Below are 15,671 nucleotides of genomic sequence, written 5' to 3' on the forward strand. Positions count from 1 at the left end.
CCGCTCGCCTAGTCCGCCAACAGGCTCAGCGGACGCGCCAGGATCTCGCTCACCGTACGGAGGTATTCCGCCGCGGGAGCTCCGTCCACGGCCCGATGATCGAACGTCAAGCTCAGAGTCATCACCTGAGTCTTGACGGGAGTGTGCCCCTCCCAACGGAATCCGTCCTTCACTCTGCCGACTCCGAGGATCGCCACGTTGCCGGGATTGATGACCGGCGTGAAGAAGTCGACTCCGTACGCCCCGAGCGTGCTGACCGAGAACGTCGCACCCTCCATATCGGACGATCCCAGCCTCCCCGTCCTGGCAGCTGTCGCCAATTCCGTGGTGCGAGCGCCGATTGCGCCGATCGACAACGAATCCGCTCCCCGGACGACCGGAACGACGAGACCACCCTCGACCGACACGGCGACGCCGATGTCGATGGCCTCGAAGAGGGTCACCTCGTCGTCGGCGATTCCCGCGTTCAGCAGTGGATGCTTCCTCAGCGCCAGCGCTGCGGCCTTGACCACGAACGCGTTGAGGCTCGGCGGCTTCGACCCGCTGCGCGCGGACTCGGCTCCCAGTTCGGCCCTGATCTGCACCAGTGCGGTCACATCCGCTTCGTAGCCGTGCGTCAGCTGCGCCATGGAGTGCAGACTGTCCAGCATGTTGCGAGCGATAGCGCCTCGCATGCCCTTCAGCGGAATGACGTCGCCGGCTTTCGGGCCGGTCTCGCGCGCAGGCGCGTCCGCTCCCACCGGTTCCACGGCAACTGGAGTCGACACACTGTGCCCGGCAGCAGCCTCGATGTCGCCCTTGATGATTCGCCCTCCGGTACCGGATCCGACGAGCCGGCTCAGATCCACTCCGAGCTCGGCTGCTCGACGACGGAGTACCGGTCCGACGAACTGTCCGGCCGCGCGGTCCGCACCGACCGCCTTCTGTGCCTGCGCTGCTTCGGGTGTCGCTACCTTCTCGTGAACAGGCACTGCCGCGAGGAACTCCTCGACGTCCTCGGACACGATTCGTCCGCCGGGGCCGGAACCCCGTACACGGGCAAGATCGATGTGGGACATCGCAGCGACCCGACGGGCATTCGGAGACGACTTGATTCGTGAGTCGCTGCCCAGGGTGGGCACCTCGGTCTCGACGGCGGCGGTGGCACCGTCGGCGGCGGCCGGTTCGTCCGCGGTCACGACCGCCGCGTCGACGCCCGGTGCCGTTTCCCCGTCGCCGAGAAGCCACCCGATCACCGCGCCGACGGGCAAGACGTCACCGGCCTGCGCGGTCGTCGCCAGGATTCCCTCGGCCTCTGCCTCGACATCGACATCGACCTTGTCCGTTTCCAGGCGCAGAAGAACGTCGCCCAGACCGATGCGCTGGCCGGATTCGGCCACCCACTCGCCGATCACGCCTTCCTGCATCGTCAGACCCAGCTTCGGCAGCACGATCTGCTGAGCCACGATCAGTTCCTTTCGAGGAGACGGCGTGCACCCGCGACGATGCGGTCGGCGTCGGGAACGTAGGCCTTCTCGAGTGGAGTGCTGAACGGCACAGGCGTGAAGGGCGCGCCGACGCGCAGGACGGGCGCGTCCAGGTAGTCGAACGCCTCCTCCTGGATCTGCGCGGCCACCTCGGCTCCGATTCCGCCGAAAGTCACTGCCTCGTGCACCACCAGAATGCGGTTGGTCTTCGACGCGGACCTCACGATGGTGGCAGTGTCCAGCGGCTGGACCGTGCGAGGATCGACGACCTCCACCGACACCCCGGACTCGGCCAGGATGTCCGCGGCTTTCAGCGCTTCGGAGACCATGCGGCCGAACGCCACGATGGTCACGTCCTCGCCTTCTCGCGGGACGGACGCCTCGCCGAGCGGGATTGCGTAGACGTCCTCTGGAACCTCGGCGCGGGCACCGAGAAGGACCTTGTTGAGCATGAACACGACGGGGTTGTCGTCACGTACCGCCGAAACCATCAGTCCCTTGGCGTCGTACGCGTTCGACGGCATGACCACCTTGAGGCCGGGCGTATGAGCCAACCAGGCCTCGAGGCTCTGTGAATGCTGTGCGCCCGCACTGACTCCGGCTCCGTATGCGACTGCGATGACCATGGGGACCTTGACCTCGCCGCCGTACATGAATTTCATCTTGGCGGCCTGGTTGACCACCTGATCGAGCGCGACGGCCAGGAAGTCCATGAACATGATGTCGATGATGGGGCGTAGACCACGTGCGGCCGCCCCGACGCCGAGTCCGATCAGACCCATCTCGGCGATCGGAGTGTCGACCATGCGGCGCGATCCGAACTCGGCGAGCAGCCCGTCGTACATGTGGAAGACGCCGCCGTAGGCCGCGACGTCCTCGCCGGCGACGAAGACGTTCTCGTCTTCGTGCATGACCTGGGCGACGGCCTCGTTGTAGGCCTTGACGTAGGTGATGACTCTGCCCGCAGCGGCCGGTGCCGTCGCGGTTGCGTTGGGTGATTCCGTTGCAGTAGACATTCTCAGCCTTTTCAGATCTTCAGTCGCTGTAGACGTTGAGGGCGAAGTCGGCCAGATCCGGATACGGACTGGCCTCGGCGAAACTCACGGATTCTGCGATGTCGGCGTCGACCTCGGCCCAGACGGTCGCGAATTCGGCTTCGGTGACGAGCCTCTCGGTCACCGCCCGCGCTTCGAGCAACTTGATGGCATCGCGCTCCTTCCAGGCCTCGACCTCCTCCGCGGTGCGGTACGTCTTGCGCAGACCCTTCACACCCTGATGGTCGTAGTACCGATACGTCTTGGCTTCCACCAGGGTCGGACCGCCACCGTTTCGCGCTCGCTCGACCGCGCGACCGACTGCGGCCCGCACGGCGATCGCGTCCATTCCATCGCAGATCTCGCTCGGAAAACCGTAGGCCGCAGCGCGATCGGCCACATTCTCCAGCTTCATGTGGTCACGGAGTGCCGTGAACTCGGCGTATCCGTTGTTTTCGCAGACGAAGACCACCGGCAACCCGAGTATCCCGGCGATGTTGGCCGCCTCGTGGAACGCCCCGATGTTGCTCGCTCCGTCGCCGAAGAAGGGGACCGCCACCGAATCCTCCTCGCGGTACTTGGCCGCGAACGCAGCACCTACGGCGATCGGAATACCGCCTCCGACAATGCCATTGGCACCGAGCATGCCGATCGACAGGTCGTTGATGTGCATGGAGCCGCCGCGGCCCTTGCAGTAACCGTCGACGCGGCCGAACAACTCGGCGAACATCGGCTTGAATTCGGCACCCTTGGCGACGGCATGACCGTGTCCGCGGTGGGTCGAGGTGATCTGGTCGGTGTCCCTGAGATTGGACATCGTGCCGGCTGCGACCGCCTCCTGGCCGACGTAGAGATGCAGAAAGCCCGGCATCCGACCGCCCTCCATCAACCGGCCGGCCTCGGTCTCGAACTGCCTGATGCGCACCATCCTGCGGTGCAGATCGAGCAGAACCTCCCTGCTCGGCGTCGGATCGTTCGACCCCACGGGCTCTACGGCCTCGCGGGTCGGGTCGGTCGCGGTCGAAGTCACCACGTACACCTCTTCTCTGCAGACTTTGTTTACGTCTTCACCAGTATGGGCCCCACACTAGCGCAATGTAAGTAGAATCACTATAAAGTTACTTCAGCCCGCCGCGTCACACCTTTGGAGGATCGATCCCATGCTCGACCGAATCAGAGATCGAGCACGAGTCGAGCCATCAGGCCGGGCATTGACGGACGACACCACCTCGATGACGTGGTCCGACCTGCTCAGCGCCCTCGAGGCGCTCGGCGAGCTCCTTCTCGAGATCGCCCCCGATTCGGACGATCGCATCGCCGTCATCGGCGAGAACTGCGCTCCGACCCTGCTCACGCACGTGGCGGCCATCGCGCGGGGGGTCGGTACCGTCGCGATCTCCCGTCAGCTGACACCGAACGAGATGTCGGAGCAGTTCCTCGACTCCGGAACCGTCGCGGTGGTGACCGGTCCGGCCGGCCTTGCCTCGGCCCGCGCCGCAGCGGCCACCGCGGGCCTACGCGAAGTGATTGCGCACGGCTGCGACGGTGGCGTCGACACGGTGGCCTGGTCGGTGGCCGTCGCGCCGCAACGAGCTGCGTCTGCATCCACACCTCCGACCCAGCGCCCCGCACGTCCGCCTCTGGTCTACACATCCGGCACCACCGGCCGTGCCCGAGGCACCCAGGTGCGTTGGTTACCGGCCACGGGCCAGAGCGCTGCAGAATTCGCCGACGCGGTGGCCGCGCGGTCGGGTTACCCGGACGGGGTTCACCTGGTCGTGGGACCACTTCAGCACAACGGGCCGTTGACCGCCGTTCGGCATCTGCTCTCCGGCAACCCCGTGGTGGTGCTGGGACGTTTCGACGCCGAGAGAACGCTGGATTCGATCGACCGCCACCGCGTCACGTCCACGTTGATGGTTCCGACGCACTTCCAGCGGCTGCTCGGACTCGATACCCACATTCGCTCGATGTACGACGTTTCCAGTCTCGAGTACGTCGCGCATACCGGCTCGGCGTGCCCGCCGGACGTCAAGCGATCGATGATCGACTGGTTCGGTCCGGTTCTGGTGGAGTCCTACGGCGGCAGCGAAATCGGGACGGTGTGCAAGATCGCCTCGCCGGACTGGCTCACGCACCCGGGATCGGTCGGGCGGGCAGTACCGCCCTTCGAGGCTGTCGTGGTCGACGCCGACGGAACCGAACTCGACCGCGGGCAGGTCGGGGTGCTGGGCTTCCGAACGCCGCCGGAACGCAGTGTGGTGTATCACGCTGATCCCGAGAAGACCGCAGCCGCTTACATTTTGCCGGGTGTGGCAACGCTGGGCGATGTCGGCTACGTGGACGAGAACGGGTTCGTCTTCATCACCGACAGAGTCGCCGACATGGTGGTGTCGGGAGGCGTGAACCTCTACCCCGCCGAAAGCGAACGAGTTCTGGCCGCACACCCTGCCGTGGCGGAGGTCGCAGTCATCGGAGTACCGGATGCCGACTTCGGTGAAGCCCTGCTGGCTCTGATTGTCCCGGAACCGAATACACCACTCGATATCACCGAACTCGAAAGGTTCGCCAAGGCGTCGATGGCATCGTACAAATGCCCCAAGCGCTACGTGATCGTCGACGAGCTGACGCGCAACGTCATGGGCAAGCTCGACAAGAAGGCACTGCGAGCGCCGTATTGGGACACCGACCGGACCATCGCCGGATAGACGTCGGGTAGATGTCGGGTCCGTCGGGACGACGCGGGTCAGGACACCCGGACCAGCATCTTGCCGACGTTTCCGCCGCCGAGCATGGACACGAATGCGCTTGCCGCGTTGTCGAGGCCCTCGTGGATCGTGGACTCGGCCACGATCTCGCCGGCAGCGAGCCAGCCGGCGACGCAATCCTCGAACTCGCTCCTGAGATCCTCGTGATCACGGACGATGAAGCCTCTCATGGTGATCCGTTTCAGGATCACCTCGATCAGACGGTCCAGAGGTGGACTGTCCGGACCACCGTTCGAGATCATTCCGCACAGGGCGACGCGGCCTTGCTGACGAAGCGCAGACAGTGCAGCCACGAGGTGGTCGCCGCCGACGTTGTCGAAGTAGAGGTCGATGCCGTCCGGTGCCGCGGCACGCAGCGCGGCACCGACAGGGCGGGCGCGATAGTCGATTCCCACATCGAACCCGAACCGATCACGCAGCAATGCCGCCTTGTCCGGTCCCCCGGCACTACCGATGACCCGCGTCGCACCGAGCAGTCTCGCGAACTGACCCGCAGCGCTGCCCACTGCGCCTGCCGCTGCGGAGACGAACACCGTGTCTCCCGTTCGGATCTCACCCGCGCGCTGCAGTCCGCAGTACGCCGTGAATCCGGTTTGGCCGAGTATTCCGAGCCAGTGGTGCAGGTCGATACCGCGTGGGTCGATCACCGTGGCCGCTGCGGTGTCGAGCACCGCGTGTTCACGCCAGCCGAGTCGATGCCGAACGTAGGAACCCGCGGGCACGTCGTCGGTGCCCTCGAGCACCACCCCCAGCGCCGAGCCGTCGAGCGGAGAACCCACCTCGATATTGGTGGTGTACTGCATGTTCGACGTCCCCAGGCGGCCCCGAGTCGACGGGTCGACGCTCATGAAGATGTTGCGGACGAGAAGCTGATCCGCAGTGCGTTCGCGTAGTGGCAACTCGCGAACGTCGAAGTGCCGAACTTCTGGTTCGCCCGAGGGTCGTTCGGCGAGAAAGACTGCCCGCGTCGCGGTCACTACACCGGCACTCACGGCAGCTCCAGAATGGTGACCGTGCCCTTGGACCCGTCGATCTCCACGAGCGCTCCGTTGGGAATGCGGCGAGTTGCCGCTGGAACTCCTGCGGCGCAGGCGATGCCGAGTTCGCGGCTGACGATCATCGCGTGGGAACCCATCGCCCCGACGTCGGTGATTGCGCCACCCGAGACCATGAACAACGGAGTCCACGACGGATCCGTCTGTGGCGCAACGAGAATTTCACCGACCTCGAACTCGTCGAGTGCCGCCATCGAGGTGATCACCCTGGTGCGGCCCTGGGTGACTCCCGGTGACGCGCCCGAACCCTGCAGCACATCGCCCACCCGTACGGGCTCGACGGCCGACTGGCCTTTGCGGCCTAGGGAGGACAACGGCGGAAACGCCTCGCGTCCGTCGAGGAACGTGGGCAGCTCGAGCCCGAACAGTTCCTTCCAGTCGCTGTGGCGTTGTGCAAGTGTCGGTGCGATCGACTCTGGCGCACTCGCCAGTACGTCGAGTTCGGCGTCGACAGCCATGAACACGTGGTCGGCCGATTCGAGAAGACCCTCCGAGAACAGTCGGTGTCCGAGCTCGACGAGCGGAACCCGCGCTTCGTGCAAGACCTTGATGCAGTTGGTCTTCGCCCGCTCTCGCCACGCGGCGAAACGACGAGCCGACGCAAGTGCAGCGGTGAGAGTTGCTTGCCCCTCGGCATTGTCGCCGACGATGTCCGCGGCTTCCTTCAGCGCCTTGTCAGTGGCCGACGCATGGTCGGCCAGCCGCGCATGCGGTGAGGCCGTATCGTCCTGCAGCCGAAGTCGGTCGATCAGACCGAGTACAAGTTCGGGGCGGGTCTCCCACGACACCGATCCCAGATCCCATTCGTTGGGTCCGCGGTAACCGAAGTCGAGCAGGAACTGCTGGAACCGTGTGTCGAATTCGGAGTCGATCCCGTGCACGCGCGCACCGACACCGTGGACACCCTCGTCGAAGGCGGCCATCAGCGTGTCGTTCGCCCGCACCAGTCGGCCCAGATCCCACAGTGCATACGATGGCAGCGCCGAATCGACATCGCCGGCGGAACCCACGAGGGTCACGATGAGGTCCTGATGCTCGGCACCGAGCAACTGACCGAGTACGGCGGGGCCCACCGCGGAGCAGTTGGTGGCGACGACCTCGCCGCGCCAGGCCACTCTCTCCAGGGGCATCACCGAGCGTGCTCGCGCGACGAGGGCAGCCGGGGTCAGCACCGACAGATCCGGCCGTTCGCTCCGGAGGCGATCGGCAAGCGTTCGATCCTCCTCCAATTCGGGGAAATTCTCGGTCGAGAGAGCCCAGGCATTTCGGGCTTCCAGTCGGCGGCTCGCGTCCGAGTTCTCGTCGTCCGGGTGCGCCACGTAGGGAGGGATATCGGGGTCTCCGCCGTACCAGAGCTGATCGACCAACTCGACGGGAAGTCCGCCCCGAATGCCGGTCAGACGCGACATCGACATGTTCACATAGAGATGTCCGTAGAAGATGGCTGCCGACGCCGTCGGATCGGGCGACTCGGCCAACGAGTAGCTACCGAAGCTGGCATAGCCGAAGTTCCATCCCGGCAGGATGTTCTGAATCCAACCCAGATCCGCCCCGAGCGGCGTGATCGGGTCCGACAGCACGTCACTCGCGTTCAAGCGGGTGTACACGGGGAGACGGGTGCTGGGCTCGGTATCGACCAACCAACGCTGTTCGGACATGTCGCTTCTCGTCTCTGACGTCACCGTCGACGTCTCGATGGATAGTTTTTTGATTCGTCCTGCACATTGCTGTGACTTCCGCCACTCTACATGCAAGACTGTAGACGATGACAAGTTACTTGTTCGAGATCTTGTCCGACATTTCCGAGGAGAACTTCGATGAAACTGCAAGACAAAGTTGTTGCCGTCACCGGCGGCACCCAAGGCATCGGTCGCGGCATCGCGGAGGCCGCTTTGACCGAGGGCGCGAAGGTCTCACTCAACGGCCGGTCGGCCGAGAAGGGTGACAAGGCCCTCGCCGAGTTCGGTGTCGGAGATCGCGCTGCATTCTTCGCGGGAGACGTCACCGTTCAGGCGGACGTAGAGAACTTCATCGAGCAGACGGTCGCCACCTTCGGTCGAATCGACGTTCTGGTGAACAACGCCGGTGGCGCAAAAGACCTGCAGCCCACCGTCGATCTCAGCGACGAGGAGTGGACACTGGTGATGAACTGGAACCTGAATTCCAATTTCTGGGCCACCCGTCGAGCACTCAAGCACATGCTGCCCAACCAGTACGGCCGGATCATCAACATCTCGTCCGTCGAAGGCAAGCACGGCAAGCCCGTGTTCACGGCATACGTCGCGGCCAAGCACGCCATCAACGGCATGACCAAGTCGATCGCCCGCGAGGTCGGCACCCAGGGCATCACCGTCAACTCGATCTGTCCCGGACTCGTCATCACCGACATCATCAAGAACAACGGTCCCGGCACCGCCGCGGCGATGGGAATGTCGTTCGACGAGATGGTCGCACTGTTCGCCGAGGAGTCGGCCATCAAGCGGCCCAACACGATCGAAGAAGTATCGGCGATGGCCATGCTGCTCGCCTCGGACGCCGGTGCCGGAATCACCGGAGCCATCCTCAGCGTCGACGGCGGAACTGCGTCCTACTGATGATCACCCCAGCGGTGCAACAACGACGGAGTCATGCATGAGCACAGCCGGATTGTCTGCCAGTCGCGAACTCGCCGAACGCTATTCGGTGGTGATCAGAGGGCTCACCGCGGAGGAGTGGTCGGCTCCCAATCGCTGCGCCGGGTGGTCCGTCAAAGACCTGGTCGCGCATACGGGATCCAATTTCAGGGTCATGGTGGACCCGCCGCCTCACGACCCGTCGGCTCCCGTGCCGACTACCGCGGAACAGGCGCAGAACCTACTGGTCGATGCCCGACGAGACTGGTCGAGCGCGCAGGTTGCCGACGAATTCCTGTCCAACGCGGCCGGAGCACTCGGAGTACTCGAAGCGATGCAGAGCAGCGAGCTCGCATCGACGCCGATGACACTGACAGATCTGGGAACCTATCGCACCCATCAGCTTTCGGATGCCTTCGCGTTCGACATGTGGTGCCACCTCTACGTCGACCTGCTCGGACCCGACGGTCCGGTGACACGCGATACTCCCGATCCGGAAGACGACCTGGTCCGCACCGCCGTCGACTGGATGTGGACCGGCCTACCGCAGATGTGTACCCCGGTCAGCAGCGTCCTCGACCAGCCGCTCGGCGTGCACCTCACCGGTGCAGGCGGCGGCGAATGGACCCTCCGGCCCGGTTCCGAACTTCTGACGGTCGAATCAGGTATCACGGGCGCCGACACCGTGGTTCGCTCGTCGGCAACAGATTTCGTGCTGTGGGGCACCACCCGAAGTCCCTGGCGAGCGCATGTTTCGATCGAGGGCGACGCAGCCTACGCCGAGAAGGTCCTCGACACCGTCGACATCATCTGAGCACCGGTCGGTCGTGGGCCGTCGCACCGTTTCCGGTGACAGCCCACGACAGGCAGCGCTCGAACACGGTGAGGAACTGAGGTACCGTCCAGCTCCCCCGGTCCACCCGGCCCAGATCGTCGATGCCGAGATCCTGCACATCGAATCGTCCTCGGCAATGGCCGAGCGTGAAGTAACACACGGTCCCCCGGCCATGATCCTTGAGGTAGAGCACCGGACGCGGTTCGTCGTCGGCGGTGTGCCCTTCCTCGAAACCCGTTGACTCACCGACGAATCGAGTGTGCGCCAGGATCTGGATCGGCGGATGCAGCTCGCTGACGTAGAGCTCGTCGGTCACCTCGAACGAATCGATTCCGGCCACGAGCGGGTGCGCCGGATCGGTTATCTCGACCGTGTACGGCGCAATCGGAGGATGTCCGAGAAACTGGCTTCCCAGCACGGGCGCAATCGTGCCCAGAGTTCGTGGCGTCACGTACTTTCTCGACGAACCGGGCGCAGTCCTGTCGATCGCCGAGTTCGTGCCGTGCAAGGCGAGCCAGCGGCCACCACGAGAGACGAACTGGGCCAGAGCATCTTGCTGCGCGTCGTCGGGAACTCGATTGCAGGTGTAAGTGACAAGGAGATCGGCCGTAGCCAGCGCCTCGATGCAGTCGTAGTCCTCGAACACTCTGGTACGGACGTGCTCGTACTCGGCCAGGGACGACAACAGTTGCAGGCGTGCGTAATCGAAGTCGTGCCACTGCCCTCCGCACACGAGAACGGCATCGAGCCGGCCTGCCGGTCCAGGCATCGCTTCTCCTTGTTCGTCAGCTGTGCGCGTGCAGCGCTTTCCCCGCCAACGCGAGGTGCGCCTCCCCCAGAGCTTCTGCCTGGGTCGGATGAGCGTGTACGTGCTGGGCGACGTCCCCTGCGGTCGCTTGCCAGTTGTAGATGAGCTGCGCCTCCCCGATCAGTTCACCGACACGCTCGCCCACCAAGTGAATTCCCACCACGCGGCCCTCCGGTCCCGCCTGGACGAGCTTGACCCCACCGGACGTGCGCAGAATCCGACTCTTGCCGTTACCGGCGAGGTCGTAGACCACCGTTGTGACCTCGCCGAACTGCTTCGCGGCTTCGCTCTCGGTCAATCCCACCGACGCAACCTCCGGGTTCGAGTAGGTGACCCGCGGAATTCCGGTGTCCTCGACGGGTGTGCAGTCCAAACCTGCCAACTGCTCGGCCACCAGCATGCCCTGAGAGAAACCGCGGTGTGCCAGTTGCGGACCGGCCACGATATCGCCGACCGCGAAGACCCCGGGAACCGTCGTCTGCAGCCATTCGTCGGTAACGACGAACCCCCGGTCGAGCTCGACTCCCGACTCCTCGAACCCCATGTCGGCAGTACGCGACCCGCGCCCGACAGCCACGAGCATCAGGTCCGCTTCGAGCTGCGATCCGTCGTCGAGATCGACGTGCACGCCGCCGCCCGGTCGTTCGGTGACTCCGCTGAACGCAGTCTTCGTACGTAGAGTGATACCTCGTTTACGGAAGGCTCGTTCGATCTGCTTGGTCGTCCACGGATCCTCCGTAGGAAGCAGCGTTGCCGCGGCCTCGACGATGGTGACGTGCGCACCGAGCGAAGTCCAGACGCTGGCGAACTCGCATCCGATCACGCCACCGCCCAGCACCACGACACTGTCCGGAACGTGATCCAGTTCCAGCGCACGATCGCTGGTCATCACCGAACCGCCGATGTTCAGGCCCGGCAACGACTTCGGTTGCGAGCCGGTGGCCAGCACCAGGGCTTCACCTCGGTACGTGCCGATTCCGCCGTCGGCGAGTTCCACCTCCACGGTGCGATCGTCCACGACGCGGCCGCGACCGGCGACGAGCTCGATCTCACGGGACGCCACCAACCCCTGCAGTCCTCGGTACAGGCCGGCAACCACCTCGTCCTTGTACTTGTTCACAGCAGTCATGTCGACGCCGCCGAGGGTTGCCTCGATCCCGAAAGTCGATGCCTCCCGGACCGAATCGGCGATCTCGGCCGCGTGCAGCAGCGCCTTGGTGGGGATGCACCCGGTGTGCAGGCACGTGCCGCCGAGGCTGCCTGCCTCGATCATGACGACCGACAGGCCGAGCTGCGCGGCCCGCAACGCGCAGGCGTACCCGCCCGAACCACCGCCGAGAATCACGACGTCGGCGCTGCCCGTCAGCTTCTGTGCCATGCCGCGCTCAGAAATCGAAGCGGTTGGTGAATCCGCCGTCGACCACCATGTTGATACCGGTGATGTGCCCGGCGGCCGGCGAGGAGAGGAAGGTCACGGCGTTCGCAACGTCCTGCGCCGCAGCCAGTTTACCGAGCGAAGCCGCGTCGAGAGCGGCCTCGTACAGTGCCGGACGACTCGTCTTGATCGTGTCCCAGGCACCGCCCTCGAAGAAGACGGGGCCAGGTGACACCGCGTTCACTCGAATGCCGGCAGGTCCCAGTGCGCGGGCCTGAGCCGACGAATGTTGCAGGACAGCGGCCTTGAGTGCACCGTAGCTGTTGGCCGTGCTGATCGGTCCGGCCTCGAGCGCGGACGTCGTGCTGATCGTGACCACCGACGCGGCGTCGGACTTCTCGAGGTGTGGCTTGGCCGCTTCGATGAAGTTCACCAGGCTCATCAGGTCGACGTCGAAGCTGTTCTGCCATGCCTGAGCACCCTTGCCTGTTGCGGCAGAAGCGTTGACCACGACGATGTCGATTCCGCCGAGGGCACCGGCTGCATCCTCGACGAACGATGCAACCGCGGCGGCGTCGCCCACGTCGACCGCTTTGTGGAAGACCGTGCCCAAAGCGGACAGTTCTCCGGCAACCTCGTTCAGGTGCTCCTCGCCGCGGGCGCACACTCCGACGGAGGCTCCCTCCGCCAGGAGTGTGCGGGCGATCGACAGGCCGATGCCGCGGCTCGCGCCACTGATGATTGCACGTTTTCCACGAAGGTCGAGATCCATGTGAGACTCCTTGACTGTAATTTGATTCAACTGCAGGACTTAAAGATTCATGGCTCCGACGTGCGTCTGGAAGTCGAGCACATGAGTGAAATCGTTCACCGATTGCACCGCGCGACGCGTATCGGCACCGCGCACCACGCTCAGCGAGGTGTGGTGGACTCGAACCGGCATGTCGAATGCACTGCCCAATGCGTCGGCGAGCACGGCGTTGATGACACCGCCGTGGCAGCTGATCACCACTCGCTGGCCCAGATGCGCGTCGACGATCGACGAGATCTGCCGGAGTACACGCGCCCGAAACTCTGCGCCGTCCTCGGCGTAGGTGAACGCACCGTAGCGACGCGTACGAATGTGATCACGGAACATCGCCGCGACCTCTTCGTGCGGGAGCACCTCGAAGGGAGACTGGTCGGCCGGAAACTTCTGCCACGGTTCGTATTCGGAGAGTTCCTCGCGGACGACGGGCTCCAACCCGTGCTCACCCGCGATGCGAGTGCCGGTACGCAGTGCGCGACGCAACGGGGAACTGTAGACCGCATCCACCCGTGTGCGCGCGAGTCGGTTCGCAACCGCCTCCGCTTGGCGCTCACCGAGTTCGGACAGGGGTGGGTCGACGGTCTCTTTCGCGCTCAGTTCTTTGCTGAGTATCTGCTCACCATGCCGAACCAGGATCAGTTCACAGAGCCCGGTCAACGGGGCAAAGGGATTGTCGAGATCGATGGACCTGGCCCGCGGCATGGAAGCAAGTCAACCACAAACTGTCGTCGCTCTAAAGATACTTCGCGAAATCGGTACCGCGAGATCCCCCGTCAGACGCTGGAGATGTCGGCCGCGAGCTCGCGAACCTCCTCGGAGAACCGACGTCGGCCGAGGTCGGCCAGAACCGCGTCCTCGGTGAGCCACGACGAGGCCGCCACTTCGAGCAGGGTCGTCAACGCAACAGCTGCGGCACCCTGCTTCGCTTTGGACGCTATGCCGCTTCGAGTGCGCAGTTCGGCCGAGAACAGCGCCAACATCACCGAACGCACTTCTCTTCGCAGGGTTTCGATGGACAGACTCCAGCCGGGCGATCGGGTGAAGTACACCAATGCGGCAGCGCGGTGCTGATCCGTCCACTCGAGCAACGACGAAATGATGTCACCCAGAGCAGCGTCCGGATCGGCCGCGATCTCTGCGCGAAGTTCGTCGAGGAGACCATCTGCGAACAAACGCAACCCGGCGAGCAGAACCTCGTCCTTGGACGGGTAGTGGTAGTAGACGGCCGCCGACGTCATCTGGGCCTCAGCGGCGATATCGGCCACGGTGACGTCCTCGATGGACCTGACCGAATACAGATGCATGGCGGCGTCGACCACTACTTCGCGCCGCGACGGCCGGTGCGCCGCGCGCTTGGCACCCTTGTCCGCCGGGGCCGTCACCGTCGATTTCGGCTTCATTGCCTTTGCTGCCATGACGTAGATCATGGCACCATGCAGTGACCCGGGTGCCGAGGAGGACGCTGTGCCGAGACGAACCAGCAGCTCGACGTCGAAAGTCGACGAGAGTTCCCAGCTCGAGACTGCCGTCGATTCTCCCGTCGCGTCCGAGCCGGACAACGAATCCCTCAAAGGGTCTGCCCACCGACCCTCTCGCCGCCACCTCATCGTCCAGGCAGCGGTGCGTGTCTTCTCTCGCAAAGGATTCGCGGAGACGTCGATTCAGGAGATCGCCGAAGCAGCAGGCATGGTCCCGACTGCGGTCTACTACCACTTCGCCAGCAAGGAAGAGCTGTTCGATACAGCACTCGGATACGCGATGGACGCCAGTACCGCCGCAGCCCAGGCGGTTCGACCGGACGACACCGAGGCCGATGCTGCTGCGTTCAAGGATGTCGTCGACGCCGTGTGGGACTGGACCGCAGAACATCCCAATGCGGCTCGGATGCTGTTCCTGCAGGTGGCCGGTGGTGCCACGCCGGGCACGCGTCTACTGACGAAGGAATACGAGGACAGGCACGTCCGCCGCGCCTTCGACTACTTCCCCGACGCCGAGATACCGGCGAACAAGCGATCGGCCGCGGCGCAGCACGCGGCGCGATCGCTGCGAGCACGCACGATGATCGCAACGACCATCGCCATCCAGCCCCTGCGGATCGAGGGCGGGCCCTTGTCCAACATCGCGGTGTCGCGTCTCCGGTCGGCCACCACCGATGTGTGCGCGAAAATGATCGAGGGTCGCTGAAGCTCCGACGGGCAGCCACCACTGTCGAGTAACTTGACTGGAACAACAGTCGAAACTCTGAACGGACGTCCCTCATGCGTATCGCGGCTTTTTCCGGTGGACACTCCTTCGATCGTGACGCGTTCGCCGAATTTCTGGAGTCCATGCCGGGCGAGGTCACTTGGTTCGAGCACCCCGACACGGATCCCGGAACCACAGCATTCGACGTCTCGCTGCACTACGACATGCCGGGCACGTTGCCCCAGCCGTCCGCGCCCCCCGATTCCCTACGCGAGAAGGTGAGGGCGGCTCCGGAGTCCGGACATGGGTATGTCGTTCTTCACCATGCCATCGCATCATGGGCAGCCTGGGACGAGTGGTCGGAATTCGTCGGCGGCCGCTACCTGTATCGACCGGGCGTGGTGCGTGGTGTCGAGCGCCCCGATTCGGGCTATCGACACGCGGTTCCGCAGCGCATCTCGGTCGTCGACCACGACCACCCGATCGCCGCAGGGATTCCCGAGTCGTTCGACCTGATCGACGAGACCTACCTGTGCGAAGTCTTCGAGGACGACGTGACTCCGCTGCTGCGAACCGATGCCGAGATGACCGACGCCGTTCACTTCTCCACTGCCTCTGCGATGGCGGGCAGGCGAGACGATCGCACGGGGTGGCACCACGCGCCCGGTTGCAGGTATGCGAGTCGGCTACGACCGTTCGTCTTCGTCCACCCGACCAGCGACGAAC

15 protein-coding genes are annotated in these 15,671 nt (G+C 64.6%); 5 read left to right on the plus strand and 10 right to left on the minus strand.

Going from position 1 to position 15,671, the window contains the following annotated elements; genetic code table 11:
- Positions 1–8: 8 nt before the first annotated feature.
- From CH256_RS06995 to CH256_RS07005, 3 genes are read right to left on the minus strand one after another with little or no spacing between them, the layout of a single operon-like run.
- Positions 9–1,445 carry a 2-oxo acid dehydrogenase subunit E2 gene (locus CH256_RS06995; protein WP_094639092.1) on the minus strand — a complete coding sequence of 479 codons (1,437 nt, stop codon included), beginning with the start codon at positions 1,443–1,445 and terminating at the stop codon, positions 9–11.
- Positions 1,446–1,447: 2 nt separating this feature from the next.
- Positions 1,448–2,482, minus strand: coding sequence for an alpha-ketoacid dehydrogenase subunit beta (locus tag CH256_RS07000; RefSeq protein WP_094639091.1), 1,035 nt, complete (start codon positions 2,480–2,482; stop codon positions 1,448–1,450).
- Positions 2,483–2,501: 19 nt separating this feature from the next.
- Entirely contained in the window at positions 2,502–3,530 is a 1,029-nt protein-coding gene (locus CH256_RS07005; RefSeq protein WP_303396120.1) for a thiamine pyrophosphate-dependent dehydrogenase E1 component subunit alpha, read from the minus strand.
- 130 nt (positions 3,531–3,660) lie between these two features.
- On the opposite strand from CH256_RS07005, the gene CH256_RS07010 reads away from it, so the two are divergent.
- Positions 3,661–5,208, plus strand: coding sequence for an AMP-binding protein (locus CH256_RS07010; RefSeq protein ID WP_068051573.1), 1,548 nt, complete (start codon positions 3,661–3,663; stop codon positions 5,206–5,208).
- 38 nt (positions 5,209–5,246) lie between these two features.
- On the opposite strand, the gene CH256_RS07015 is transcribed toward CH256_RS07010, so the two are convergent.
- On the minus strand, positions 5,247–6,260 hold the full coding sequence (locus CH256_RS07015) for an NADP-dependent oxidoreductase (protein ID WP_255183091.1): 1,014 nt from the start codon (positions 6,258–6,260) through the stop codon (positions 5,247–5,249).
- Positions 6,257–7,981 carry a PEP-utilizing enzyme gene (locus CH256_RS07020; RefSeq protein WP_094639088.1) on the minus strand — a complete coding sequence of 575 codons (1,725 nt, stop codon included), beginning with the start codon at positions 7,979–7,981 and terminating at the stop codon, positions 6,257–6,259. The genes CH256_RS07015 and CH256_RS07020 overlap by 4 nt, the downstream gene beginning before the upstream one ends.
- Before the next feature lie 159 nt (positions 7,982–8,140).
- On the opposite strand from CH256_RS07020, the gene CH256_RS07025 reads away from it, so the two are divergent.
- A complete protein-coding gene (locus tag CH256_RS07025; protein WP_094639087.1) occupies positions 8,141–8,917 on the plus strand; it encodes an SDR family NAD(P)-dependent oxidoreductase in 777 nt (258 codons plus the stop codon).
- Between the two features lie 37 nt (positions 8,918–8,954).
- Positions 8,955–9,749 carry a maleylpyruvate isomerase family mycothiol-dependent enzyme gene (locus CH256_RS07030; RefSeq protein WP_094669182.1) on the plus strand — a complete coding sequence of 265 codons (795 nt, stop codon included), beginning with the start codon at positions 8,955–8,957 and terminating at the stop codon, positions 9,747–9,749.
- Here CH256_RS07030 and CH256_RS07035 read toward each other — a convergent pair.
- The 5 genes from CH256_RS07035 to CH256_RS07055 all read right to left on the minus strand — a co-directional run bounded on the left by CH256_RS07035 (position 9,742) and on the right by CH256_RS07055 (position 14,176).
- Positions 9,742–10,539, minus strand: a complete 798-nt coding sequence (locus CH256_RS07035) for a ThuA domain-containing protein (RefSeq protein WP_094639086.1) — start codon at positions 10,537–10,539, stop codon at positions 9,742–9,744. The two genes, CH256_RS07030 and CH256_RS07035, sit on opposite strands and share 8 nt — an antisense overlap.
- Before the next feature lie 16 nt (positions 10,540–10,555).
- Positions 10,556–11,956: a dihydrolipoyl dehydrogenase gene (gene lpdA, locus CH256_RS07040; protein WP_094639085.1), complete on the minus strand. Its 1,401-nt coding sequence runs from the start codon at positions 11,954–11,956 to the stop codon at positions 10,556–10,558.
- 7 nt (positions 11,957–11,963) lie between these two features.
- On the minus strand, positions 11,964–12,725 hold the full coding sequence (locus CH256_RS07045; protein ID WP_068051590.1) for an SDR family NAD(P)-dependent oxidoreductase: 762 nt from the start codon (positions 12,723–12,725) through the stop codon (positions 11,964–11,966).
- Positions 12,726–12,764: 39 nt separating this feature from the next.
- Positions 12,765–13,463 (minus strand): histidine phosphatase family protein, encoded by a 699-nt coding sequence (locus CH256_RS07050; protein WP_094639084.1) that lies wholly within the window; start codon positions 13,461–13,463, stop codon positions 12,765–12,767.
- A gap of 71 nt (positions 13,464–13,534) precedes the next feature.
- Positions 13,535–14,176: a TetR/AcrR family transcriptional regulator gene (locus CH256_RS07055; RefSeq protein WP_255183090.1), complete on the minus strand. Its 642-nt coding sequence runs from the start codon at positions 14,174–14,176 to the stop codon at positions 13,535–13,537.
- Between the two features lie 49 nt (positions 14,177–14,225).
- On the opposite strand from CH256_RS07055, the gene CH256_RS07060 reads away from it, so the two are divergent.
- Both CH256_RS07060 and CH256_RS07065 read left to right on the plus strand, forming a co-directional pair.
- The gene (locus tag CH256_RS07060; RefSeq protein ID WP_255183089.1) at positions 14,226–14,945 is read left to right on the plus strand and encodes a TetR/AcrR family transcriptional regulator; all 720 of its coding nucleotides are present in this window, start codon (positions 14,226–14,228) and stop codon (positions 14,943–14,945) included.
- A gap of 74 nt (positions 14,946–15,019) precedes the next feature.
- A partial coding sequence (locus tag CH256_RS07065; RefSeq protein WP_094669183.1) for a ThuA domain-containing protein occupies positions 15,020–15,671 on the plus strand: 652 nt, incomplete at its 3' end.

The organism is Rhodococcus sp. 05-2254-6 (genome assembly GCF_002258565.1).
Lineage (GTDB): Bacteria > Actinomycetota > Actinomycetes > Mycobacteriales > Mycobacteriaceae > Rhodococcoides.